Consider the following 23844-nt stretch of genomic DNA (forward strand, 5'->3'; position numbering starts at 1 on the left):
CGGTCGTTCCGGGGGGACCGGCAGTTCCCGAGGACCCCGTGTCGTAAAGGGGAAGGGAAACGGGCGCCTCCCTGCGAACCTGCGGCCGTTCACGCGGTCCCGACGGACCCACCAGCGCACCCGCCGAACGGACCGGCCATCAACGCGAGCCCATCACCGACCCCGCGCCCATACACACGTCCCCGCAGGCTCATCCACCAGCCTCACGAACCACCCCGTTCAGGCGAACCAACCCCAAGAGACGCGTGCCACCCCCCACCCCCGTCGACACCTCTGCCGTGACCCCACCGTCTCCTCCACCACCAGCCCTCCCCCACATCTCCCCCATGCTCGCCACCCCCGGCCCCCTCCCACCCACCACCCAGGACCGCCACTGGGCCTACGAGACCAAACAGGACGGCCAGCGCGTACTCGTCCACCTCCCCGGCGACGGCAGCGTCCTCCTACGCGCCCGCTCCGGCGAGGACATCACCGCCGCCTACCCCGAACTACTCCCCCTCGCCCGGGAGTTGGGCAGCACCCCGGCGATCCTCGACGGCGAGATCCTGGCCCTGGACGAACACGGCCGCGCCGACTTCCAGTTGCTGCAGGGCCGGATGGGCCTGGCCGGATCCCCCGCGCGGGCGGCGCGCCGAGCCGCCGAAGCGCCCGTCCACCTCGTGCTGTTCGACATCCCCCACCTCGGACAGCCACTCCTCTCCCTCCCCTACGCCCACCGACGCACCACCCTCGAACAGCTCGACCTCAACGGCCCGTACTGGTCAACTCCCGCCGCCCTCACCGGACATGGCGCCGAAGCGCTGCAAGCGACCCGTGACCACGGACTGGAAGGCCTCGTCTGCAAGCGGCTGGACTCGGTGTACGAACCCGGGGTCCGTTCCCGCGCCTGGATCAAGATCCGCAACCTGCGCAGCGAGGATGTGCTCGTCGGCGGCTGGGTGCCCGGCAAGGGGCGCCTGACGGGTCTGCCCGGCGCGGTGCTGGTGGGGCAACGCGCGTCCGGCCGGCTGCGGTACGTCGGCAATGTCGGCACCGGCTGGAGCGAGGCCGAGCGCGCCGAACTCGCCGTACTCCTACAGGCGGCCGGGACCCACGCATCCCCCTTCGACCCCGTGCCGCCGGTGGCCAACGCGCGCTGGGTGGTGCCCCGGCTCGTCGGCGAGGTCCGCTACAGCACCCGCACCCGGGCCGGAATGCTGCGTCAGCCGTCCTGGCTGCGGCTCCGCCCGGACCTCGCACCGGAGGAGTCGGCGGCGGATGTGCCGGACGCCATGTCCGAGGATATTCCGGACAGTTGAGGAAGTTGCGTAGCTCAAGTATTGGGCGGGCCGTTACCGGAGTGACACTCCACCCCCTTGGCGCGTACATGGAAAGTCGGGATCATGAAAGCCCTTTCCCCCCGCCACAGCCGTCGGGCTGCGCCCGAGAGGAGGACGCAGTGTCGTCCCAGAAGTCCCGAACCCGCCGTACCAGGTGGTTCGCCGGTCTCGGCGGTGCCGCCGCCCTGGTCATCGCCTTCCCCAGCGCCGCCTTCGCCGCCCCGCCCACCGCGCTGCCCGCGAACGCCGAAGCCGCCGAGCAGACGTATCTGCCCGCCTTCGACTACGACACGGACGGCTGCTACCCGACGCCCGCGATCGGCCCGGACGGGAAGATCAACGGCGGCCTGAACCCGACGGGTTCACTCAGCGGCGAGTGCCACGACGCCTCGGACCTCGACAACACCAACAGCTACTCGCGCTACAAGTGCAACAACGGCTGGTGCGCGTACATGTACGGCCTCTACTTCGAGAAGGACCAGGCCGTCGCCAACTCCAGCATCGGCGGGCACCGCAACGACTGGGAACACGTCGTGGTGTGGGTGCAGAACGGCACGATCCAGTACGTGTCGACGTCCAACCACGGCTCGTTCACCGTGCACGCGGCCTCCGACGTCCGCTTCGACGGCACGCACGCCAAGATCGTCTACCACAAGGACGGCATCGGCACGCACGACTTCCGGCTCGCGAACGCCAACGACGAGCCGCCGGAGAACGACAAGCACACCTGGCAGTACCCGCCGCTCGTCGGCTGGAACGGCTACCCGGCGGGCCTGCGCGACAAGTTGAGCGCCTACGACTTCGGCAGCGCCAACTTCGGGCTCAAGGACGCGAACTTCGCGGCCCACCTCACGTCGGCCGAGCCGTCCGGAATCACGTTCGACCCCAACGCCTGACTCAACCCTTCAGGGGGGACCATCGTTCTCAGGGTTCCCGGAGTCACCTCGACCCCGGGAGCCCGAGAGGACGGAACGTGGCAGCTGAACGCGGGATCTCACGGCGGGCTCTCCTGATCGCACTCGGCATCGCCGGGGCGACGGCGGTCCCGGCGGGTGCGCAGGGCCCGGCTCCCGGGAACGGGTACACCATGCCCACCCTCGCCTTCGACGACCAGGCCGTCCAGCGCCGCCTCGGCACCGTCTACGCCGCCGCGCTCAGATCCGTGTCCGGCGCCAACACCATCGGCGCCGACCGCTCGGTCTACGACAAGGCGGGCCTGCTCAGCTACCCGCCCGGCACCGTCGTCCGGGCGGGCGGCGGCTATCCCGCGCCGCAGCGCTGGACCCGGGACGCGGCGGTCAACGCGTGGAGCGGGGTGAGCCTGCTGGCGCCGGACGTCGGCCGCAACACCCTGTGGTCCGTGGTCGACCGCGCGCGGGACGGCCTCGTGGTCCAGCAGGACAACCAGTGGTGGGACCAGATCGTGTGGGTCCTGGCCGCGCACCACCACTACCTGGTCACCGGCGACCGGGACTTCCTCACCCGGGCCCACGACACGTCCGCACACACCCTCGCGGCCCGCCGCGCCCAGCACTACAACTCCTCCTTCGGCCTCTTCGAGGGCCCGGGTTTCATGAACGACGGCATCTCCGGCTACCCCAGCCCGCCCGCATCGAAGTCCGTCCACTCGTCCTTCGCCCTGGACCACCCGCACGCCGACAAGCTGATGTGCCTGTCGACCAACTCCCTCTACTACGGCGCCCAACTCGCCCTTGCCGCCATGTCCGAGGCCCTCGGCCACCCCGTACAGGCGGCCTCGTTCCGCTCGGACGCGGAGCACCTGCGCACGGCGATCGACCGGCACCTGTGGCGCGCGGACGCCGGCACCTACGCCTATCTCGTGCACGGCGAGGGCCCCCGCGCCGGGCACGTCGACACCTCGCAGGAGGGCGCGGGCCTGGCCCTCGCGATCCTCCTCGGCGTCGCCGACTCCGAACGCGCCGTCCAGCTCCTCAACTCCACGCACTGGCAGCCGTACGGCATCGTCAACGTCTGGCCGCACTTCCCGCGCTTCGACGACCGGCACCCCGGACGGCACAACGTGATGGTCTGGCCGATGGTCCACGGCCTGTACGGCCAGGCCGCCGCCGACGCGAGGCGCCCCGAGCCGTTCGCCCTCGCGGTCGCCACCCTCGCCGATCTGATCACGGCGAGCGGCGGCTTCTACGAGCTGTACAACTCCGTGACCGGCGCGGTGGACGGCGGCTGGCAGGGCGGCGCGAGCGGGCACGCCGACCACTTCGTGTCCCAGCCCGACCAGACCTGGTCGGCGACGGCGTATCTCCGCCTGATCCACGACGGCCTGTTCGGCCTGACGTTCACCGACGACTCGCTACGGCTGTCCCCGTGTCTGCCGTCGAACTGGGGGGCGGTGAGTCTGCGCGGGCTGCCGTATCGGGGGATGACGCTTGACGTGACGTTGAGCGGGGGCGGGAGTCGGGTGCAGTCGTGCACGGTCGATGGGGTGTCGGGGGAACCGGTCGTGGCGGCCGACGGGCGGGGGCGGCGCGTGATCTCTGTCGTGCTGGCGGAGTAAGTGCTCGGGTTGTTGGGGAGTGATGTGCGCGCGACGAGCCACGACCGTGCGGCATACGTTTGCGGACCGAGGCGGGCCGGGTGAAGTCGACCGCGCCTCGGCAACGCCCTGGTCTGTAAGGGGCGCGGGGAACTGCGCGACCAGCCCCCACGTCGCGGCAGCCGAATGACGACCCATCGAGGCCCGGCGGCGGAGCCGCATATCGACACAGCCCCGCGCCCCTTCGGAGCTGCGCCCGGCCGGTCTCGGTCCGCGGGACTAGGACCGAAGGTGGGCGTCTCTTCCTCCCCCGGTCCGTTCTGCGGACGCAGCCCCGCGCCTAGCGTGCTGGGTATGGATACGAGCGGAACGCTGGAAGAGGCATTCGGGCGACTGCACTCCACCGGGCCCGAGCGCGGGGGGTGGCTCAGTAATCACGCTCCGATGGTCGCCGAGGCGCTCGCGGCGCGCGGGCAGGCGGGGGCCGTTCACCGCTGGCTCGATCTCTACCGGGACAAGCTGGAGGACTTCCCCGAGCCGGTGGCTGCCGTCACGGACGCCAACTGGCCCGCCGCGCTGGGGGATTCGCGCCGGGCCGCCGACTGGATCGGCTACTTCTCCCGGGCCCTCGACGAACGGCCCTGGCAGGACGTGCTCGCCGTGTGGTGGCCGCGGCTGCTGCCCGGGATCGCCGCGGGCGCCACCCATCCGGTCATCCGCGTCGGGCATGCCGTACGGGCCCTCGGTGGGGAGGAGAACGAGCCTCGGCTCACCGAACTCGCCCACGGGCTGGGGTATTGGGCGGCGCGGCATCAACCCGTTTCGGGGATTGAGGAGTTGGCCACCGGGTCCACCGCCGCCGGTGCGCTCGATGACGTGCCGCCGATCGTCGGCGGAGTGGTCGGATTCCGGGCGCGGCTGGGCGCCGTACGTCAACTGCCCGTCTGGGCGGGCGAGGTGAGCGATCCGGACGTGGCGCGGGAGCGGCTCACCGAGTTGGTGCGTGCGGCCACGCATCGTTACGCGACCCACGGGCACGGCGAGCCGACCATGCTCGTGCACGCGGCGACAGCGCCCAACGCCGTGCTGCGCGCCCTGGACGCCCTGCCCCGCGAGCTGTGGGCGCCGAGTCTGCACGCGGCGTGGACGGCGTCGGCCGCCGTCACCGCGATGTACGCGCCGAGCGAGGCGATCACCTACGTTCCGCCCTCGCGGGTTACGGCCGAAGAGGTGATGGAGCGGGCCCTGGAACACGGGGACGAGCACGTGATCAAGTTGACGGACACGGCCCTGGATGTCGGGGACGAGCGGGCTCTCGCCGCCGCTCTGCGGGCCGTGGAGATGAGTGAGCCCCTTGTACGGGGGCGGGCCTGAAGCTGTTGCCAGGTGCACCCGTCTGTCCACGGCGATGTGCCGGACGGTCTATCGTGTCCGCATGTCCGTGCCCGAACTGATCCGTATCGTCTCCCGCGACTCGCCCATGGCGCTGGCCCAAGTGGAGCGTGTGCGAGCCGAGTTGGCCGTCCTTCATCCGCAGGTGCGCACCGAGGTCGTGCCGGTCAAGACGACCGGTGACAAGTGGATGGGCGATCTGTCCCTGGTCGAGGGCAAGGGGGCGTTCACCAAGGAGGTGGACGCCGCGCTGCTCGCCGGTGTGGCGGATCTCGCGGTGCACTGCGTGAAGGACGTGCCCGCCGACCGTCCGCTGCCGGCCGGTACGACGTTCGCCGCGTTCCTCAAGCGGGACGACATCCGTGACGCCCTGGTCCACCCGGGCGGTCTGACCCTCGACGAACTGTCTCCGGGCACCCGGATCGGCACCTCGTCGGTCCGGCGGGTCGCGCAACTCGCCGCCACGCACCCGGAGTTGCAGTGCGTGCCGTTCCGCGGCAACGTCAACCGGCGGCTGGAGAAGCTCGCGGCGGGTGAGGCCGACGCGCTGCTGGTCGCGATGTCGGGCCTGGAGCGCATCGACCGGACGGACGTGATCAGCGAGGTGCTCTCGCCCGAGGTGATGATGCCGCCGATCGGCGCGGGCATCCTCGCCCTGCAGTGCCGCGAGGGCGACACCGACGTCATCGACACGGTCAGCGGGCTCGGTCACCCCGAGACGCATCGCGAGGCGACCGCGGAGCGCATGTTCCTGCACGTCCTCCAGGGGCACTGCAACAGCCCGATCTCCGGGTACGCGCAGGTCGACCGGAGCGGTGAACTGTCGCTGCGCGCCTGTGTGTTCACCCCGGACGGCAAGACCAGGCTCAACGCCCACGAGTGGGCGGGCCGCCTCGACCCGGCGACGCTGGGTACGTCCGTGGCGGTGGCGCTGCTGCGGCAGGGTGCCCGGGAGATCATCGACGGCATCCCGCACTAGCCGGGAGTCGCACAAAGGCGCCGGGGCTCGGCGTGGCCCCGGAGTCTCAGGGGGTGCCGGGTTCCGCCTGGTCCTGGTCCCGGAGGAACTTGCTCACCTGGTGCGCCAGGCCGTCCCGCCCCACCCCGGCGGCGACGGCCGCCTCGCACAGGCCGATGCCGCCCGCCCACAGGCGCCGCTCGGTCCACTCCTCCTCCACCCGCAGCTGGACCTGTACGTCCACCTGCTTCAGGGAGTCCTCGGCACCGGCCGCGTAGACGACGGCGGTGGCGCGGCGCAGCGGATAGACGTCGAAGCCCTCGATGAACTGCGAGCTGCGCCAGTCGATGAAGGCGCTCTCGCCGTCCGGGCCGACCCTGACGTCGATCTGGCCGTCCTCCAGGTGGATGCCGTAGTGCCGCGCGCCGCGGTTCTCGACGGTGACACGGAGCGTGAAGTAGGTCAGCCCTTCGGCGGCGTCGTCGCGTCCGCGTGGCGGCTCGGCGGCGGCCAGGCTGTGGACGCGGACGCGCAGACCGGCGTGTTCGTCGTACTCCACCCAGTCCCCGACCACGTTCGGCTCGTACACAGTGCACCCTCTCGACCTCAGAGAGCTGCTTCCTATCTGTGTGCTCAGCGCACTGTCAAATGAGCGGAATGCGCTGTGGCCAGCGTTTTCGTCCGCTTGATCACTGATCAAGCCGTGCGCAGGAAGAATCCGCTTTCCGGCCGTCGAATCCTGGTCGGGAGCGTGCCGCACATCACGTCCCGTCCAAGATCAGCGGGCGAGCCGTCCGAGCAGGGAGGAAGCGGCCGCGATACCCAGCGCGGCGGCCACCAGCAACACCGCGAAGTCGGTGCCCACATGGGACGGGGTGCCGAGCAGCAGCCCGCGCAGCGCGTCCACTTCGTAGCTCAGGGGATTCACCTTGCTCACCGCCTGCAGCCAGCCGGGCATGATCGCCACCGGGTAGAGGGCGTTGGAGCCGAAGAACAGCGGCATGGTGATCGCCTGGCCGAAACCCATCAGCCGGTCCCTGCTGAGCACGATGCCGGCGATGGTCATCGAGAGGCAGGAGAAGAAGGCCGAGCCGAGGATCACGATCGCGCCGACGCCGATCAGCTTCAGCGGGTTCCAGGTCAGCGCGACTCCGAGGATCGCGGCGATGACGACCACGACGACGGCCTGGATCAGCGACTTCACCCCGGCCGCGAAGGCCTTGCCGGTGATCAGTGCCGAGCGCGGGGTGGGGGTGACGAGGAGCTTGTTGAGGATGCCCGCGTCGCGTTCCCAGATGATCTGGATGCCGTAGAAGATGGCGATGAACATCGCGGACTGGGCGATGATGCCCGGGGCGAGGTAGTCGATGTAGGGGATGCCGCCGGTGGGGATCGCCTTGATGCGGGTGAAGGTCTGGCCGAAGATCAGCAGCCAGAGCGCCGGTTGGACGGCGCGGGTGTACAACTCGGTGCGGTCGTGGCGGAGTTTCTGGAGTTCGACCGCGCACATCGCGATGACGCGGGCGGGCAACAGGCGCCATCCGGCCCGGGGTTGGGGCGGGGTCAGGAGAAGGTTCAGGTCGTTCGAGAGGGCTGGGTCAGCCGACGCGGTTCGCGGTGCGGCGGGTGCTTCGGACATCGCGGAAACCTCCTGACTGGTCTTCGAGACCGCTGCCGGCTATGTCCCGGAAGACGTCCTCGAGGGTGGGCAGCGGATCGGTGGCGGGCGCTCCGTCGGCGCGGCGGCGTTCGCCGAGGCCCTCGCGGAGCTGCTCCGGGGTGCCGAGGGCGCGGATGCGGCCGCGGTGCATGAGGCCGACGCGGTCGCAGTACTGGTCGGCCTCGTCCATGTAGTGGGTGGTGACCAGGACGGTCATGCCGGTGGCCTCGCGGACGGCGTTGATGTGCTCCCACACGCTGGTGCGGGCGATCGGGTCGAGGCCGATCGTGGGTTCGTCGAGGATGAGCAGGCGGGGCGCGCTGACCAGGGCCTGCGCGAGTTCGAGGCGGCGGACCATGCCGCCGGAGTAGGTGTTGGCGAGCCGGTCGGCGGCGTCGGTGAGGTCGACGGCCCGCAGTGCCTGGGCGACGCGTGCTGCGCGTTCTCTGCGGGGGACGTCGAAGACGCGGGCGAAGAGAGCGACGTTCTCGCGTCCGGTGAGCCCGCTGTCGGCGGACAGCTGCTGCGGGACGTAGCCGAGCATGCGGCGCACCGACATCTGTTCCTTGGCCGTGTCGTGGCCGAAGACGTGGACCATGCCCGCCGGGACCGGCAGGAGGGTGGTGATACAGCGGATCGCCGTGGTCTTCCCGGCGCCGTTGGGGCCGAGCAGGCCGAAGACCTCGCCCTCCCCCACGGACAGGTCGAGCCCGTCCACCGCGGTCGTCTCGCCGAACGAATAGGCGAGCCGGGTGCAGCTGACGGCCGCGGACCGCCCGGTGGCGGTGCCGGTGCCGGTGCCGGTATCGCTGTCGGTGTCTGTATCGATGTCCGGCGTCATGACTCCTCGGCCTCCTCGTGCAGATTGACGGCCAGCTGGCGCAGGGCCGGGATCGCCGCGCGCAGCGCGTCCCGGTCCGCCTGGTCGAGACGGTCCACCTGTCCGCGCACGAGAGCCGCACGCCGTGCGTGCCAGTCGCTGAGGCGCGTCTTGGCCGCCTCAGTGAGCTGGAGGCGGGCGGCACGGCGGTCGGCGGGGTCCGTCTCGCGGATCAGGAAGCCGTCCCGGGCGAGCTGGTTGACGAGCGTCGACACCGAGTTGCTCGCGAGGAACAGCTCCTTGGCCGCGTCCGAGATGCCGATTCCGGGCCGGACCTCGACCAGCCGCAGCAGCTCCACCTCGGCGCCGCGCAGTCGCGGCAGGGTCATCTCGCTGCGCAGCCGCCTGCGGATCAGCCGCTGGACACCGACGAGCGCGTCGGCCAGCTCTTCCGGGAAGTTCTCCGTCTCCACACTGTGGAGATTACCTCTTTAGCAGAGGTAACTAACCCAAAAGGATGGTCAAGACACCGGCTCGGGAGGCAGCGGGACCGGTTCCGGTTGGACACTGGTGGAGACCGGTGGCCGCCGGTCCACGAGATCGGAACGCGACTGCCATGAACCACGACAGGAATACGTCCCCCGGAGAACCGGACTCCGTCTCCACCCGTTCGGTGTTCGGCGCCCCCTGCTGGGTGAGTCTCACGAGCCGCGACGTGGAGAACACCGAGGCGTTCTACGAGGCCGTGTTCGGCTGGAAGTGGCGCTCGGCCAGCCTCGGCGACCGCTTCCGGATCGCCACGGCGAACGACATCCCGGTGGCCGGTCTGGCCGCGGTGGCCTCCATGTGGCAGGTCGCGGTGGCGTGGACGCCGTACTTCGCCGTGCCCGACGCGGACGTGGCCGCGGCCCGGGTCCGGGAGCGCGGTGGCACGGTCGCCGTGGGACCGCTCTCCTTCCCGCCCGGCCGCGCGGCCCTGCTCGGCGACCGGGACGGCGCGACCTTCGGCATCTGGGAGGGCGACCTCGTCCGCGGCTGGGAGACCTGGCGCCGCTCGGCCCCCGCCTTCGTCAGGCTGCGCACCCGCGACGCCTTCGACGCGGCGATCTTCTACGGCGAGGTCCTCGACTGGGCCTCGGCCGACCCGCAGAGCTGTGACGTCCGGTACGAGGGCGAAGAGGTCGTCCTGCGCAGCGGCGGGAACGTCGTGGCCCGCATCGAGTCGGGCGCCCTGGAGGCGGCCCCCGACCCGACCGTCCGCCCCAACTGGCAGGTCCACTTCGCGGTCTCGGACATCAGGTCCTGCGCCCGGGTCACGGAGGCATACGGCGGGAGCGTGCTGCGGGAGAACCGCACCGAGGCCGTCCTGCGCGACCCCGACGGCGCCCGCTTCACGGTCACCTCCCGCGACGCCCCCTGACCCGCCCCTCCTCCCGGGCGGGCCGCGACAACAGCACGAGACTGCGCGCCGCTACGGCCATCTCGGTGCCGGCCTTGTGTTCCCTCTCGTCCGGGCCGCCCTGCGGCTCGGCGGTGTCGATCAGGGTCGTCCAGCGCTCGCCGTAGGCGATGTCGGGCAGCCGAAAGCCGACGGGCTCCCAGTAGCTGTTCAGCAGGAGCAGGAAGGAGTCGTCGACCACGGGCCCGCCGTGCGGGTCGCGTTCGGCGATGGCGTCACCGTTGAGGAACACGCCCACGCAGTGCGCGTCCGAGCGCTGCCAGTCCAGGTCGGCCATCTCGCGCGCGTCCGGCAGCAGCCACACCAGGTCGGGCAACGGCTGACCCGCGTGCACGGCGGTCTCCCCCCGGAAGAACCGGCGCCGCCTCAGCACCGGGTGCGCGGCACGCAACCCGATCACATACCGCGTGAAATCAGCGAGTTCACGCTGCTCGTCGCTCAACTCCCAGTCGATCCAGGAGACTTCGTCGTCCTGGCAGTAGGCGTTGTTGTTGCCGCCCTGCGTACGGCCCAGCTCGTCACCGTGGCCGAGCATCGGGATGCCCTGCGAAAGGAGCAGCGTGGCAAGGAAGTTGCGCTGCTGCCGGGCACGCAGCTCCAGCACGGCGGGGTCGTCGGTGTCCCCCTCGGCCCCGCAGTTCCAGGACCGGTTGGTGCTCTCACCGTCCCGGTTCCCTTCCCCGTTGGCCTCGTTGTGCTTGTCGTTGTACGAGACGAGGTCACGCAGGGTGAACCCGTCGTGCGCGGTGACGAAGTTGACGCTGGCGCGCGGACGCCTACGGCTGTGCTGGTACAGGTCGGAGGACCCGGTGAGCCGGGACGCGAACTCGCCGAGCGTGTGCTCGCCGCCCCGCCAGAAGTCCCGTACGGCGTCCCGGTACTTGCCGTTCCACTCCGACCAGAGCGGCGGGAAGTTGCCGACCTGGTAGCCGCCCTCGCCCACGTCCCACGGCTCGGCGATGAGCTTGACGCGGCTGATCACCGGGTCCTGCTGGATCAGGTCGAAGAACGCCGACAGCCGGTCCACCTCGTGGAACTGCCGGGCCAGCGTGGCCGCGAGGTCGAAGCGGAAGCCGTCGACGTGCATCTCGGTGACCCAGTAGCGCAGCGAGTCCATGATCAGTTGCAGGACGTACGGGTGCCGCATCAGCAGGCTGTTCCCGGTGCCCGTCGTGTCGTAGTAGTGGCCCCAATCGCCGTCCACCAGACGGTAGTAGGAGGCGTTGTCGATGCCCCGGAAGGAGAGGGTGGGGCCCTTCTCGTTGCCCTCGGCCGTGTGGTTGTAGACCACGTCGAGGATGACTTCGAGTCCGGCCGCGTGCAGCGCCTTCACCATCGACTTGAACTCGGTGACCTGGCGCCCGCGTTCGCGGTGCGCGGCGTAGGCGTTGTGCGGCGCGAAGAAGCCGATGGTGTTGTAGCCCCAGTAGTTGGACAGCCCCCGGTCCTGGAGCACCCCGTCCTGCACGAACTGGTGCACCGGCATCAACTCGACGGCGGTCACACCGAGTTGGACGAGGTGCTCGACGACGGCCGGGTGCGCGAGCCCCGCGTACGTCCCCCGGAGTTCCTCGGGAACCTCCGGATGGGTGCGGGTCAACCCCTTCACATGGGCCTCGTAGATCACGGTGTCGGCGTACGAGCGCCGGGGCGGCCGGTCGTCGCCCCAGTCGAAGGCCGGGTCGGTGACCACACCGAGCATGCCGTGCCCGGCGCTGTCACCAGGCGCCGGATCGGCCGAACGCTCGTACAGCGAGGGGTCGTTGTCGATCTGGCCGTCCACCGCCCGGGCGTACGGATCGAGGAGCAGCTTCGCCGGGTTGCAGCGGTGCCCGAGGGCCGGAGCCCACGGACCGTGCACCCGATAGCCGTAGCGCTGCCCCGGCCCGATGCCCGGCAGATAGCAGTGCCACACGAAGCCGTCGGCCTCGGTGAGGTGAATGTCGTGGTGTCGGCCGTCGTCGCCGACGAGGACGAGGTCGACGCGTTCGGCGACCTCGCTGAACAGGGCGAAGTTGGTGCCCGTCCCGTCGTACACGGCCCCCAAGGGAAAGGGGTGCCCGTTCCAGACGGGCACCCCTTTCCGGGACGGGCTCGCGGTCACTTGGCGTCCTCCAGGACGCCGTGCGCCGGGCGGGCCGGCAGGACGGCCGGTACCTCGCGCGGGAGTTGGAGCGTCTCCCGCAGCCGCGGCGCGGGCGTCCTCGGGACGCGCGGGACGCGTTCGCCGCTGCGGGCGCGCTGCGAGAACCAGATGACCTTGCTCCCGGTGTCGGTGGCGCAGCAGCCCCAGCCGTCGCTCATCGCGGCGATGCGGGCGAGGCAGGCGCGCAGGTCCTGGTCCGGGCGCAGATCGCGGTCGTTGTCGCCGATGGCGGTGATCAGGTGCTGGCCGTTCCACCACAGCTCTATGGACGTGTGCTTGTCCGTGGCGTGCTCGTCGATGGCCCGCAGCAGCAGCTCGGCGCCGCGGCAGACGGGCTCCACGAGGATCTCCAGGTCCCACAGCCGGAGGTGGGCGGCCAGAATGCGCCTGACCTGCCCGACCCGTTCCTGACTGACGTCCACATCGAGGTGGTAGTAGCACGGCACTGCGGTCTTCATCTTCGTTGGCTCCTCACCGGCGGAACTCTCGCTCCGCCTCTGCCCCCTGCGGGGCCCGGCCCCGAACACGAAGCGTGAGCACTGATCGCTTCTGAGTCAGCTCCACTGTGCGAGCGCTAGGCCATTCGTGCAACACGAGCGACGGGTGAGGTAGTTGAAGAACCAACAAGACGCTGGGTCATCAGGTGTGCACCATGAGTGAAAGCCTCGACTGCCGTGACGGAGCCATGACGCTCCGGGTACGGCCGCCACCCGACGGTCGGGAACCGCGGTCCGCCGAGGCGAAAGGTGAACAGCGCCATGCTGCTACCCGCCAACGCCGAAGTCGCCCGCCACCTGCGGCGCTATCGGGCGTGGGAACGCGTGATGCTCGCATCGCCGGGCGACCGGACGGTACGGGCCACCTTCGAGGACTCGGGCTACACCTTGTGCGTGCTGATGGGGAAACGCTGCGCGCGCGAGGCCGCGGAAGCCGCCGAACGCTTTCTGCGCGGCGGCCGGAGCACCTACCAGCAGGAGCAGAACGCCCGCCCCCGTACGGCGGCCGTCGTGCACCGCGGGCCGCCCGTCGCGGTCGATCAGCGTTCCCCGGCGGGAAGGTAGTCCCCCTTCCGGCGCAGCTTGGACCCACGGCCGGGCGAACAGCCCGGCCTCCGGCACGACGGAGGTGAGACCCATGAACGCGACCCCGGCAGCCATCGGCCGCATTCCGGTACGTGACGTACGCCCGTCCGTGGACAGCGGCGCCCGCCCGGCGAAGGCGGTGGTCGGCGAGACGTTCCAGGTCACCGCCACCGTCTTCCGCGAGGGCCACGACACGATCGGCGCCAACGTCGTGCTCCACGACCCGGACGGCCGCCCCGGCCCCTGGACCCCGATGCGCGAACTCGCCCCCGGCAGCGACCGCTGGGGCACCGAGGTCACCCCGGACGCGACGGGCCGTTGGTCCTACGTCGTGGAGGCCTGGGGCGACCCCATCGCGACCTGGCGCCGGGCCGCCCGCATCAAGATCCCGGCCGGCATCGACATCGGCCTGATGCTGGAGGAGGGCGCGGAGTTGTACGCCCGCGCCGCGACCGGAGTGCCCGAGGGCCCGGCCCGCGCCACGATGCTGGCCGCCGCGGAGGCTCTGCGCGACGACACGTTGCCGGTGGGGACGCGGTTCGTGGCCGCGTTGACGCCGGATGTGGACGGGGTGCTGGAGCGGTATCCGTTGCGGGAGTTGGTGACGGTTTGCGCGCCCAGGTCTCTGGTGGTCGAGCGGGAACGGGCCCTCTACGGCGCCTGGTACGAGTTCTTCCCGCGCTCCGAGGGCACGGTCGAGATCCCGCACGGCACGTTCCGTACGGCCGCGCGGCGACTCGACGGCATCGCGGCGATGGGCTTCGACGTCGTCTACCTGCCGCCGATCCACCCCATCGGGAGCACCTTCCGCAAGGGTCCGAACAACACCCTCTCCGCAGGGCGTGAGGACGTCGGCGTCCCGTGGGCGATCGGCTCCCCCGAGGGCGGCCACGACGCGATCCACCCGCAGCTGGGCACGCTGGAGGACTTCGACGCGTTCGTCGCCCGGGCCGCCGAGCTGGGCATGGAGATCGCGCTGGACTTCGCGCTCCAGTGCTCCCCGGACCACCCCTGGGTGGAGAAACACCCGGAGTGGTTCCACCACCGCCCCGACGGCACGATCGCGTACGCGGAGAACCCGCCGAAGAAGTACCAGGACATCTACCCCATCGCCTTCGACCGCGACCTGGACGGCCTGATCACCGAGACCGTCCGGGTCCTACGTCACTGGATGGACCACGGCGTACGGATCTTCCGCGTCGACAACCCGCACACCAAGCCGGTCGTGTTCTGGGAACGGGTGATCGCGGAGATCAACGGCACCGACCCCGACATCATCTTCCTGGCCGAGGCGTTCACACGCCCCGCGATGATGCACACGCTCGCCCAGATCGGGTTCCAGCAGTCGTACACCTACTTCACCTGGCGCAACACCAAGCAGGAACTCACCGAATACCTCAGCGAGTTGTCGGGCGAGGCAGCGGCCTACATGCGGCCGAACCTCTTCGTCAACACCCCCGACATCCTGCACGAGTTCCTCCAGGACGGCGGCCGACCCGCCTTCGAACTGCGCGCGGTACTCGCCGCCACGCTGTCCCCGACCTGGGGTGTCTACAGCGGCTACGAACTCTGCGAGAACGCCCCTCTCCGGCCGGGCAGCGAGGAGTATCTCGACTCGGAGAAGTACCAACTCCGCCCGCGCGACTGGGAGTCCGCCGAGCGGGAAGGACGTAGCATCGCGCCATTGCTGGGCAAGCTCAACGACATCCGGCGCCGTCACCCCTCGCTGCACCAGCTCAGGAATCTCCGCTTCCACCGGACGGACAACGACGCGCTGATCGCGTACAGCAAGACCTCGGGTGTGGACACGGTCCTGGTGGTCGTCAACCTCGACCCGCACCACACCCAGGAGGCCACGGTCTCGTTGGACATGCCGCAACTCGGCCTGGAATCAAACGAATCCATGTCGGTGTACGACGAACTGACGGGTGAGTCCTATCAGTGGGGCAGGACCAACTATGTGCGTCTCGAACCCGGCCGGGCTCCCGCGCACGTGCTCCACGTCCGGCGGTCCACTCAGAGCGGAGGGTCAAAAGCTTCATGACTGTCAACGAACCGGTCCACGACACCTTCGAGGACACTCCCGCCAAGGACCGGGACCCCGAGTGGTTCAAACGCGCCGTCTTCTACGAGGTCCTGGTCCGCTCCTTCCAGGACAGCAACGGCGACGGCGTCGGTGACCTCAAGGGCATCACCGCCAAACTCGACTACCTCCAGTGGCTCGGCGTCGACTGCCTCTGGCTCCCACCGTTCTTCAAATCCCCCTTGCGCGACGGCGGTTACGACGTCTCGGACTACACCGCCGTACTCCCCGAATTCGGCGACCTGGCCGACTTCGTGGAGTTCGTCGACTCCGCCCACCAACGCGGCATGCGCGTCATCATCGACTTCGTCATGAACCACACCAGCGACCAGCACCCCTGGTTCCAGGAGTCGCGAAAAGACCCCGACGGGCCGTACGGCGACTACTACATGTGGGCCGACGACGACAAGCAGTACCCCGACGCCCGCATCATCTTCGTCGACACCGAAGCCTCCAACTGGACCTTCGACCCCGTCCGCAAGCAGTACTTCTGGCACCGCTTCTTCTCCCACCAGCCGGACCTCAACTACGAGAACCCGGCCGTCCAGGAAGAGATCCTGGCCGCCCTCCGCTTCTGGCTCGACCTCGGCATCGACGGCTTCCGCCTCGACGCCGTCCCCTATCTCTATGCGGCCGAAGGCACCAACTGCGAGAATCTGCCCGCCAGTCACGACTTCCTGAAGCGCGTCCGCCGCGAGATCGACGCGATGTATCCGGACACCGTGCTGCTGGCCGAGGCGAACCAGTGGCCCGAGGACGTCGTCGACTACTTCGGCGACTACCAGGGCGGCGGGGATGAATGCCACATGGCGTTCCACTTCCCCGTCATGCCACGGATCTTCATGGCCGTCCGCCGCGAGTCCCGCTATCCGGTGTCGGAAATCCTCGCCAAGACCCCTGCCATTCCCTCGGGTTGCCAGTGGGGCATCTTCCTGCGCAACCACGACGAGTTGACCCTGGAGATGGTCACCGACGAGGAACGCGACTACATGTGGGCGGAGTACGCCAAGGACCCCCGCATGCGCGCCAACATCGGCATCCGCAGGCGCCTCGCGACCCTGCTGGACAACGACCGCAACCAGATCGAACTCTTCACCGCCCTGCTGCTTTCCCTCCCCGGCTCGCCGATCCTCTACTACGGCGACGAGATCGGCATGGGCGACAACATCTGGCTCGGCGACCGCGACGCCGTGCGCACGCCGATGCAGTGGACACCCGACCGGAACGCGGGCTTCTCCTCCTGCGACCCCGGCCGCCTCTTCCTGCCGGCCATCATGGACCCCGTCTACGGCTACCAGGTCACCAACGTCGAGGCCTCGATGTCGTCGCCCTCCTCGCTGCTGCACTGGACGCGCCGCATGATCGAGATCCGTAAGCAGAACCCGGCGTTCGGGCTCGGCTCGTACACGGAGCTCCAGTCGTCGAACCCGGCGGTGATCGCGTTCCTGCGTGAGTACGAGGACGATCTCGTCCTGTGCGTGCACAACTTCTCGCGGTTCGCGCAGCCCACGATGCTCGATCTGCGGGAGTTCGACGGCCGGCATCCCGTGGAGCTGATCGGCGGGGTGCGGTTCCCGGCCATCGGTGAACTGCCGTATCTGCTGACGCTCGCGGGGCACGGCTTCTACTGGTTCAGGCTCCCGCGAGCCGCTTCCCGTATCGGCCGACGACTTTGAGGATGTGCCGGCGAAAGGACGCGTCACCATGCCGAAGACCGCACCGCTTCGACTGAGCAGCCCCGGCGTCGACAGGCCTTTGGCCACGCTCGCCGGGCTGCTGCGCGAATGGCTGCCCGGGCAGCGCTGGTTCGCCGGCAAGGACCGTCCGGTGGCCGACCTCGACGTGCTGTCCACAACCGAACTCTTCCCGGGCTGCCTCCACTTGCTGGTCCACGCCTCTCATACGCCGGTGCCCTCGCCGGGCGGCACTCCCCCGCCCGGCGACTGCTACCAACTCCTGCTCGGCGTACGGGAACACGTCTCACCGCGCCTCGCCCGGGCGTACATCGGCCGTGTGCAGGAAGGTCCGTTGGCGGGTCTCGCGGTCTACGACGCGCTACAGGATCCGCGCTCGGCGGAGCTGTTGCTGGAGCGGCTGCGGCATCCCGGTACGACAGGCCCCCTGCACTTCGAGGCGGACCCGTCGGTGTCCGTGCCCGCGGGACTCACCCCTCGCCTGCTGGGTGCCGAGCAGTCCAACTCCTCGCTGGTGTACGGCGATCGGTTCATCCTGAAGGTGTTCCGTCGGATCCAGCCCGGCGTCAATCCGGACCTGGAGCTGCCGGGTGCGCTGGCCGCGCAGGGCTGCCAGCGGGTCCCGGCGCCGGTGGCGTGGTTCCGGACGGCGGAGCCGCGGGCCGCGACGCTCGGTGTACTCCAGCCGTTCCTCCCGGACGCCTCCGACGGCTGGGCGCTCGCGCTGCACGCACTCGCCACCGGGGACGAATTCACCACGGAGGCCTACGAGTTGGGCCAGGCGACCGCGGATGTCCATCTCGCGCTGGCGACGGCCTTTCCGTCCGCCGGCCGCCCCCTCGCCGAGAACGACCGTACGGCGGCGGCGATGACCGAGCGCCTGGAGGCGGCCGCGCACTCCGTGCCCGCGCTGCGGCCGTTCGTGCCGGGGCTGCGGACCGCGTTCGGCGCGCTCGTCGGCCGCGATGCCGGGCCGCCCGCCCAGCGCATCCACGGCGATCTGCATCTCGGGCAGGTGCTGCGGGCCGGCCGTGACTGGTTCGTCATCGACTTCGAGGGCGAACCGTCCAAGCCACTGGCGGAACGGCGCAGCGCGCAGTCTCCGGTGCGGGACATCGCCGGCATGCTGCGCTCCTTCGACTACGCGGCCCGGCAGCGCCGCCCCTGGCGCCCCGAGTGGGCGCGCCGTTGCCGGGAGGCCTTCTGCGCGGGCTACGCGGCCCGGGCCGGCTGGGACCCCCGCACCAAGCACGCCCTGCTGCGCGCGTACGAGACGGACCGCGCCGTGTATGAAGTGCTGTACGAGGCCAGACACCGTCCGGACTGGCTTCCCGTACCCATGGCGGCGATCGAACGTCTCGCCGTCCGAGGAGGCTGAACTCCGTGGCCCTGCGCGACACTTCACCTCAGGAGACGGGCGGTCCGTCCACGCCCGCACCCCAGTGCGCCTCCGCTCCCCTGGACCCCGCCGACCGCGACCGTCTCCTCTCCGGTGCCCACCACGACCCGCACGCGCTGCTCGGCGCGCACCCGGTGCCGGGCGGGATCGCCTTCCGGGCGCTGCGTCCGTACGCGCGTGCCGTGAGCGTCGTGATCGACGGGACGCGCAGCCCGCTCACCTCGGAGGGCGGCGGCCTCTTCTCCGCCGTGCTCCCGCTTGACGCGCTCCCGGCGTACACCCTGCTGGTGTCGTACGCGGAGGGCGACGAGCACGAGGTCCATGACCCGTACCGATTCCTCCCCGCCCTCGGCGAACTCGACCTGCACCTCATCAAGGAGGGGCGCCACGAGGAGCTGTGGAAGGCGCTCGGCGCGGAGCCGATGACGCACGGCGGGGTGGCCGGCACCCGGTTCACCGTGTGGGCGCCGAACGCCCAAGGGGTGCGTGTCGCCGGGGAGTTCAGCTCCTGGGACGGGACCGCATTCCCGATGCGGTCGCTCGGTTCGTCGGGGGTGTGGGAGCTGTTCCTGCCGGGTGTCGGCAAGGACGCACGCTACAAGTTCGAGATCACCTCCCGGAACGGCGACCGCTTCCTCAAGGCCGACCCGATGGCCCGCCGTACGGAAGTGCCGCCCGCCACGGCGTCCATCGTCACGGCCTCGCACTACGAGTGGGGCGACGAGGACTGGCTCGCGCGGCGGACGCAGACCCCGGTCCACGAGGCGCCCTTCTCGGTCTACGAGGTCCATCTCGCCTCCTGGCGCCAGGGCTTGACGTACCGTCAGCTCGCCGTGGAACTCCCCGCCTATGTGAACGAACTGGGCTTCACCCACGTCGAGTTCATGCCGGTGGCCGAGCACCCCTTCGGAGGTTCCTGGGGTTACCAGGTCACCGGCTTCTACGCGCCGACCTCCCGCATGGGCACCCCGGACGACTTCAAGTTCCTCGTCGACGCGTTCCACCAGGCCGGTATCGGCGTGATCATGGACTGGGTTCCGGCGCACTTTCCCAAGGACGACTGGGCGTTGGCCCGGTTCGACGGGGAGCCGCTGTACGAACCCGGGGACGAGCGCCGGGCCGAGCATCCGGACTGGGGCACCTACGAGTTCGACCTCGGCCGGACCGAAGTGCGCAACTTCCTTGTTGCGAACGCCGTCTTCTGGTGCCAGGAGTTCCACATCGACGGCCTGCGCGTGGACGCGGTCGCCTCCATGCTCTACCTCGACTACTCGCGTGACTCGGGCCAGTGGACCCCGAACGTCCATGGCGGGCGCGAGGACCTCGACGCGATGGCGTTCCTCCAGGAGATGAACGCGACGGTGTACCGCCGAGTGCCCGGAGTCGTGACGATCGCCGAGGAGTCCACCGCCTGGGACGGGGTGACGCGGCCGACCGACACCGGCGGCCTGGGCTTCGGGTTCAAGTGGAACATGGGCTGGATGCACGACTCGCTGGACTACATGTCGCACGAGCCGGTCCACCGCAAGTTCCACCACAACGAGATGACGTTCTCCATGGTGTACGCCTACAGCGAGAACTACGTCCTCCCCATCTCGCACGACGAAGTCGTCCACGGGAAGCAGTCGCTGGTGTCGAAGATGCCGGGCGACTGGTGGCAGCAGCGCGCCAACCACCGTGCGTATCTGGGATTCATGTGGGCCCACCCCGGCAAGCAACTCCTCTTCATGGGCCAGGAGTTCGCCCAGGGCGCCGAGTGGTCCGAATCCCACGGCCCCGACTGGTGGCTCCTCGACCCGGCCTATGACGCCGCACCCGATCACCGGGGCGTCCAAAACCTCGTCCGCGACCTCAACACCGTCTACCGCGCGACCCCCGCCCTCTGGCAGCGCGACACCGACCCCGGCGGGTTCCGATGGGTGATGGGCGACGCGGCCGAGGACAACGTCTTCGCGTTCCTGAGGTTCGACGCGGAGGGCTCGCCGCTCCTCGCCGTCAGCAACTTCTCCCCCGTCGTGCGCCATGACTACCGTCTCGGTGTCCCCGACGAGATCCCGGCCTGGCGGGAGGCCCTCAACACGGACACCGCGCTCTACGGCGGCAGCGACGTCAGGAACCCCGACCCGGTCGAACCGGAGGACGGCCATGTCCGGCTCACGCTCCCGCCCCTCGCGACGGTGTGGCTGACACCGGGGTGACATGCTGCTCCCATGCCGACGCCGATTTCCCCTGATACCGCGCAAGTGACGGGCCTGCACCTGGAGTTACGGGACGTCACGCAGGAAGTGCGGGGCGCGGGGCGGGTGTTGGACGACGTGTCCTTCGAGGTCGGGGCAGGGCGGCTGATGGTCATCGCGGGGAGCAGCGGCGCGGGCAAGACCGTGCTGCTGCAGACCCTCGCGGGACTCCAGGCCCCGACCTCGGGGGACGTCCTGCACGACGGAGCCCAACCGGGGCCGCCGGGGCCGGAGTTCGGGTTCGTGCCGCAGGAGGACGTGATCCACCGTGAGCTGCCGTTGCGGCGCACGCTGGAGTACGCGGGGCGGCTGCGGATGCCGGGTGAGGCGGTGGCGGCACGGGTGACGGAGGTGTTGGACGTCCTCGGGCTCGCGCAGCGCGCGGACACGCCGGTGCGCGCGCTGAGCGGCGGGGAGCGCAAACGGGCGTGTATCGCCGCCGAGTTGCTCACCCGCCCCCGGGTGCTCTTCCTCGACGAACCCACGTCCGGCCTCGATCCGGTGACCGGCGCCGCGCTGCTGTCGACCCTGCGCGGGCTGGCCGAGTCCGGAACCACCGTCGTCCTCACCACCCATGTCCTGGCCGATCTGCCGCGCTGCGACCAGGTCGTGTTCCTGTCGCCGGGCGGGACGGTCGCGTTCGTGGGGGCGCCGGACGCGCTGCTCGGGGCGTTCGGGGCGGAGACGGCCGAGGACGTGTACGCGGCGGTGGCGGAAGGGAAGCGTGCCGAGCGTGCCACCCCGGTGCAGCGTACGAAACCGGCTCCGGCACCGGTCGCGCACCGTCCGCCCCGCGTCGGCGCCGTACGCCAGTGGGCGCTGCTGACCCGTCGTACGACGGCGCTGCTGGTGCACAACCGGCTGTCGGTCGCGGTGTTCGTGGGGTCGCCGGTGATGATCGTGGCGATGTTCGCGGTGCTGTTCCGGGCGGGCGCGTTCGACCCGGCGGCGCCCGATCCGGGGTCCACGGCGATGATCATGTTCTGGATCGCGTTCGGGGCGTTCTTCTTCGGGCTGACGTACGGACTGCTGCAGATCTGCACGGAGTTGGCGGTACTGCGGCGGGAGTGGCTGGCAGGGGTGCGCATCGGACCGTACGTCGCCTCGAAGTTGACCACCGTCCTGCCGGTACTCGCAGCGGCGGACGCGCTGTTGCTGGCGGTGCTGCGCGCGCTGGACCGGTTGCCGGCGGCGGGCTGGGACACGTACGCCTCGCTGTTCCTCACGAGCGTGCTGGCCTCGGCCGCCGCGCTCGCCCTCGGGCTGCTCACCTCTGCCGCCGTCACGGATCCGGGCCAGGCGACCCTGATGCTGCCGTTGCTCTGCTTCCCCCAGGTGCTGTTCTCGGGGGCGTTCGTGCCGGTGCCCCGGATGGCGTCGGCCGGGCAGGCGATCAGCTGGGCGATGACCAACCGCTGGGCCTTCGAGGCGCTGGGCGGCGCGATCGGCCTGGAGAGCCTGTGGCGCGACGGCAACTCCCTTGCGGGACCACCCCTGTTGCGCTCCTACGGCGACTCGTTCGCGCATCCGGCGGGACGTGGCTGGCTGATCCTCGCGGGGTTCACCGTGCTGTTCCTGGCGGCGACTTGGGCGGTGCTGGTGCGCAAGTGCCGTCAGGGGGTGGCCGCCGCGCGCTCCGGGCGGTGAGGCGCCACCCCGTCGGTCAGCAGCCCGCCCGGTCCGCGAGCCCGGCCACCGTCGGCACGCGGTCGCGGTACGTGTTCGCGACGAAGTCCAGAAACGTCTCCACGTCCCTGGGTTGCGAGGAGACGCCCACCGAGACCCGTACCGCGCCGGCCGACGACAGCCCCAGCAGGGTCAGGTACTCCTCCAGGGAGCCCATGGGCTTGCGGGCCGCCGAGCGCAGGCTGCGCAGCGGCAGGGCGAACGCGGCCTCCCCCGCGCCCGGGTTGCAGAAGCAGCCGTAGCGGAGGGAGATGCGGTGCTCGGCGCTGTCCTGGGAGACGACGCGTTCGTCGATCACCCGGCCGTCCGCGTCGAGGAGGTTGAGCGCGACGGTGCCGCCGCGTGCGGGTCCGGTGCCGGTGGGGCCGTAGACCCGCGCCATCGGGGAGCCGTCGCTGTGCCGCAACTCGGCGACTCCTGCGAGGAGTTGAGCGGTCAGGCGGGTCACGTGGTCGTGGACGCGGTCCATGCCGATGGCGTCGATCCAGTCCAGGCCGGCCGTGATGTCGGGTATGGAGAGGAAGTTGACGGTGCCGTCCTCGAAGGCCGCCTCGCCCTCCGCGAGGACGTGCCACTGGGCCTGGGCGCTCGCGGCGTAGATGGTGCCGCCGGAGAACCAGGGGCGGCGCAGCCGGGCGAGGGCCTCACGGCGGACGACGAGGCTGCCTATGCCGGTGGGGTAGCCGAACACCTTGTACCAGCTGACCACGGTGAAGTCCGGGTGGTGGCGGGAGAGGTCGAGGGGGTTGGTCGGCACGAACGCGGCGGCGTCCAACAGGACGTCGTAGCCGTGTTCGTGGGCCGTGGTGATCCAGTCCAGGGAGTGCCGTACGCCGGTGAAGTTGCTCTGTGCCGGGTACGCGAGGAGTCCGCGTCCGCGGCGGCGCCCGCGGGCCGACAGCGCGGTGTGCAGGCGCTCCTCGTCGATCGCCAACTCCTGGCCGTGGACCGGGACATACTCGGTCTTCGCGCCGCCCGCTCGCGCGTACTCCCGTAATCCGTTCACGGAGTTGTGGTTGTCGAGGAGCATCACGAGCCGGCCGCCGGGGGCGAACGGGTACGACTCGCCGACCAGGCGCAGCGCGGCCGTCGCGTTCGCGGTGAACACCACCGTGTACTCGGCCGGGTCCGCGTGGAAGTGCCGTAGCACCGCGGCGCGGGCCCGGGCGAGCAGGTCGCCCGAGGCGCGGGAGGCGGGGCTCTCCGAGTGGGGGTTGCCGAAGACGCTTCCGGTGATGCGCGCGGCGCTGGCCCGGACCAGGGAGGCCGGGGCGAGTCCGGCGCCCGTGTAGTCGAGATAGGTGTGCCCTTCGGCGTCCAGGTAACCGAAGTCGCGCGCCCTCAACTCGCCGAGATCCACCGCGTTCATGTCCTCGTACCCCCCGCTTTGTCAG

General features: G+C 70.3%; 19 protein-coding genes. 12 read left to right on the forward strand and 7 right to left on the reverse strand.

Going from position 1 to position 23844, the window contains the following annotated elements; genetic code table 11:
* The first annotated feature begins 326 nt into the window (after positions 1-326).
* From R2B38_RS48915 to hemC, 5 genes are all read left to right on the forward strand, one after another.
* Complete coding sequence (locus tag R2B38_RS48915; RefSeq protein WP_318022660.1) at positions 327-1298, forward strand: ATP-dependent DNA ligase; 972 nt, start codon at positions 327-329, stop codon at positions 1296-1298.
* Positions 1299-1438: 140 nt separating this feature from the next.
* The gene (locus R2B38_RS48920; protein WP_318022661.1) at positions 1439-2215 is read left to right on the forward strand and encodes an NPP1 family protein; all 777 of its coding nucleotides are present in this window, start codon (positions 1439-1441) and stop codon (positions 2213-2215) included.
* A gap of 77 nt (positions 2216-2292) precedes the next feature.
* The gene (locus R2B38_RS48925) at positions 2293-3855 is read left to right on the forward strand and encodes an MGH1-like glycoside hydrolase domain-containing protein (protein ID WP_318022662.1); all 1563 of its coding nucleotides are present in this window, start codon (positions 2293-2295) and stop codon (positions 3853-3855) included.
* Between the two features lie 333 nt (positions 3856-4188).
* Positions 4189-5208, forward strand: coding sequence for a questin oxidase family protein (locus R2B38_RS48930; RefSeq protein ID WP_318022663.1), 1020 nt, complete (start codon positions 4189-4191; stop codon positions 5206-5208).
* Between the two features lie 61 nt (positions 5209-5269).
* The gene (gene hemC / locus R2B38_RS48935) at positions 5270-6205 is read left to right on the forward strand and encodes a hydroxymethylbilane synthase (RefSeq protein WP_318022664.1); all 936 of its coding nucleotides are present in this window, start codon (positions 5270-5272) and stop codon (positions 6203-6205) included.
* Positions 6206-6251: 46 nt separating this feature from the next.
* Here hemC and R2B38_RS48940 read toward each other — a convergent pair whose 3' ends face one another.
* The 4 genes from R2B38_RS48940 to R2B38_RS48955 form a co-directional block, all read right to left on the reverse strand.
* On the reverse strand, positions 6252-6773 hold the full coding sequence (locus tag R2B38_RS48940; protein WP_318022665.1) for a hypothetical protein: 522 nt from the start codon (positions 6771-6773) through the stop codon (positions 6252-6254).
* A 189-nt stretch (positions 6774-6962) separates the two neighbouring features.
* Positions 6963-7823 (reverse strand): ABC transporter permease, encoded by an 861-nt coding sequence (locus R2B38_RS48945; protein ID WP_318022666.1) that lies wholly within the window; start codon positions 7821-7823, stop codon positions 6963-6965.
* The gene (locus tag R2B38_RS48950) at positions 7783-8685 is read right to left on the reverse strand and encodes an ATP-binding cassette domain-containing protein (RefSeq protein WP_318022667.1); all 903 of its coding nucleotides are present in this window, start codon (positions 8683-8685) and stop codon (positions 7783-7785) included. Before R2B38_RS48950 ends, R2B38_RS48945 begins: the two co-directional genes overlap by 41 nt.
* Positions 8682-9137 (reverse strand): MarR family winged helix-turn-helix transcriptional regulator, encoded by a 456-nt coding sequence (locus tag R2B38_RS48955; RefSeq protein WP_318022668.1) that lies wholly within the window; start codon positions 9135-9137, stop codon positions 8682-8684. Before R2B38_RS48955 ends, R2B38_RS48950 begins: the two co-directional genes overlap by 4 nt.
* Positions 9138-9280: 143 nt before the next feature.
* On the opposite strand from R2B38_RS48955, the gene R2B38_RS48960 reads away from it, so the two are divergent.
* Positions 9281-10084, forward strand: coding sequence for a VOC family protein (locus R2B38_RS48960; RefSeq protein WP_318022669.1), 804 nt, complete (start codon positions 9281-9283; stop codon positions 10082-10084).
* Here the strand turns inward: R2B38_RS48960 and glgX are convergent.
* Together glgX and R2B38_RS48970 are read right to left on the reverse strand one after the other, a co-directional pair.
* Positions 10062-12200 (reverse strand): glycogen debranching protein GlgX, encoded by a 2139-nt coding sequence (gene glgX / locus R2B38_RS48965; protein WP_411978659.1) that lies wholly within the window; start codon positions 12198-12200, stop codon positions 10062-10064. The genes R2B38_RS48960 and glgX overlap by 23 nt on opposite strands.
* A 23-nt stretch (positions 12201-12223) precedes the next feature.
* Complete coding sequence (locus tag R2B38_RS48970) at positions 12224-12727, reverse strand: pep a2 (RefSeq protein WP_318022671.1); 504 nt, start codon at positions 12725-12727, stop codon at positions 12224-12226.
* Between the two features lie 300 nt (positions 12728-13027).
* Here R2B38_RS48970 and R2B38_RS48975 point away from each other — a divergent pair, with 300 nt between their 5' ends.
* The 6 genes from R2B38_RS48975 (at position 13028) to R2B38_RS49000 (ending at position 22411) form a co-directional block, all read left to right on the forward strand.
* Positions 13028-13330: a DUF5133 domain-containing protein gene (locus R2B38_RS48975; RefSeq protein WP_318022672.1), complete on the forward strand. Its 303-nt coding sequence runs from the start codon at positions 13028-13030 to the stop codon at positions 13328-13330.
* A gap of 73 nt (positions 13331-13403) precedes the next feature.
* Positions 13404-15395, forward strand: coding sequence for an alpha-1,4-glucan--maltose-1-phosphate maltosyltransferase (locus R2B38_RS48980; RefSeq protein WP_318022673.1), 1992 nt, complete (start codon positions 13404-13406; stop codon positions 15393-15395).
* Positions 15392-17110: a maltose alpha-D-glucosyltransferase gene (treS, locus tag R2B38_RS48985; RefSeq protein ID WP_318022674.1), complete on the forward strand. Its 1719-nt coding sequence runs from the start codon at positions 15392-15394 to the stop codon at positions 17108-17110. The genes R2B38_RS48980 and treS overlap by 4 nt, the downstream gene beginning before the upstream one ends.
* A 28-nt stretch (positions 17111-17138) precedes the next feature.
* Positions 17139-18506, forward strand: coding sequence for a maltokinase N-terminal cap-like domain-containing protein (locus R2B38_RS48990; RefSeq protein ID WP_318022675.1), 1368 nt, complete (start codon positions 17139-17141; stop codon positions 18504-18506).
* A 5-nt stretch (positions 18507-18511) separates the two neighbouring features.
* The gene (gene glgB, locus R2B38_RS48995) at positions 18512-20725 is read left to right on the forward strand and encodes a 1,4-alpha-glucan branching enzyme (RefSeq protein ID WP_318022676.1); all 2214 of its coding nucleotides are present in this window, start codon (positions 18512-18514) and stop codon (positions 20723-20725) included.
* A gap of 12 nt (positions 20726-20737) precedes the next feature.
* Complete coding sequence (locus R2B38_RS49000; RefSeq protein ID WP_318022677.1) at positions 20738-22411, forward strand: ATP-binding cassette domain-containing protein; 1674 nt, start codon at positions 20738-20740, stop codon at positions 22409-22411.
* A gap of 16 nt (positions 22412-22427) precedes the next feature.
* On the opposite strand, the gene R2B38_RS49005 is transcribed toward R2B38_RS49000, so the two are convergent.
* Positions 22428-23819 carry an aminotransferase class V-fold PLP-dependent enzyme gene (locus R2B38_RS49005; RefSeq protein WP_318022678.1) on the reverse strand — a complete coding sequence of 464 codons (1392 nt, stop codon included), beginning with the start codon at positions 23817-23819 and terminating at the stop codon, positions 22428-22430.
* Positions 23820-23844 lie beyond the last annotated feature (25 nt).

The sequence above is a fragment of the Streptomyces sp. N50 genome (genome assembly GCF_033335955.1).
Lineage (GTDB): Bacteria > Actinomycetota > Actinomycetes > Streptomycetales > Streptomycetaceae > Streptomyces.

Coding starts and splice junctions, on each gene's coding strand:
- R2B38_RS48915 (WP_318022660.1), top strand. CDS start 327: ATGCTCGCCACCCCCGGCCCCCTCCCACCCACCACCCAGGACCGCCAC.
- R2B38_RS48950 (WP_318022667.1), bottom strand. CDS start 8,685: ATGACGCCGGACATCGATACAGACACCGACAGCGATACCGGCACCGGC.
- treS (WP_318022674.1), top strand. CDS start 15,392: ATGACTGTCAACGAACCGGTCCACGACACCTTCGAGGACACTCCCGCC.
- R2B38_RS48975 (WP_318022672.1), top strand. CDS start 13,028: ATGCTGCTACCCGCCAACGCCGAAGTCGCCCGCCACCTGCGGCGCTAT.
- R2B38_RS48990 (WP_318022675.1), top strand. CDS start 17,139: ATGCCGAAGACCGCACCGCTTCGACTGAGCAGCCCCGGCGTCGACAGG.
- R2B38_RS48960 (WP_318022669.1), top strand. CDS start 9,281: ATGAACCACGACAGGAATACGTCCCCCGGAGAACCGGACTCCGTCTCC.
- R2B38_RS48970 (WP_318022671.1), bottom strand. CDS start 12,727: ATGAAGACCGCAGTGCCGTGCTACTACCACCTCGATGTGGACGTCAGT.
- R2B38_RS48930 (WP_318022663.1), top strand. CDS start 4,189: ATGGATACGAGCGGAACGCTGGAAGAGGCATTCGGGCGACTGCACTCC.
- hemC (WP_318022664.1), top strand. CDS start 5,270: ATGTCCGTGCCCGAACTGATCCGTATCGTCTCCCGCGACTCGCCCATG.
- R2B38_RS48945 (WP_318022666.1), bottom strand. CDS start 7,823: ATGTCCGAAGCACCCGCCGCACCGCGAACCGCGTCGGCTGACCCAGCC.
- R2B38_RS49005 (WP_318022678.1), bottom strand. CDS start 23,819: ATGAACGCGGTGGATCTCGGCGAGTTGAGGGCGCGCGACTTCGGTTAC.
- R2B38_RS49000 (WP_318022677.1), top strand. CDS start 20,738: ATGCCGACGCCGATTTCCCCTGATACCGCGCAAGTGACGGGCCTGCAC.
- R2B38_RS48980 (WP_318022673.1), top strand. CDS start 13,404: ATGAACGCGACCCCGGCAGCCATCGGCCGCATTCCGGTACGTGACGTA.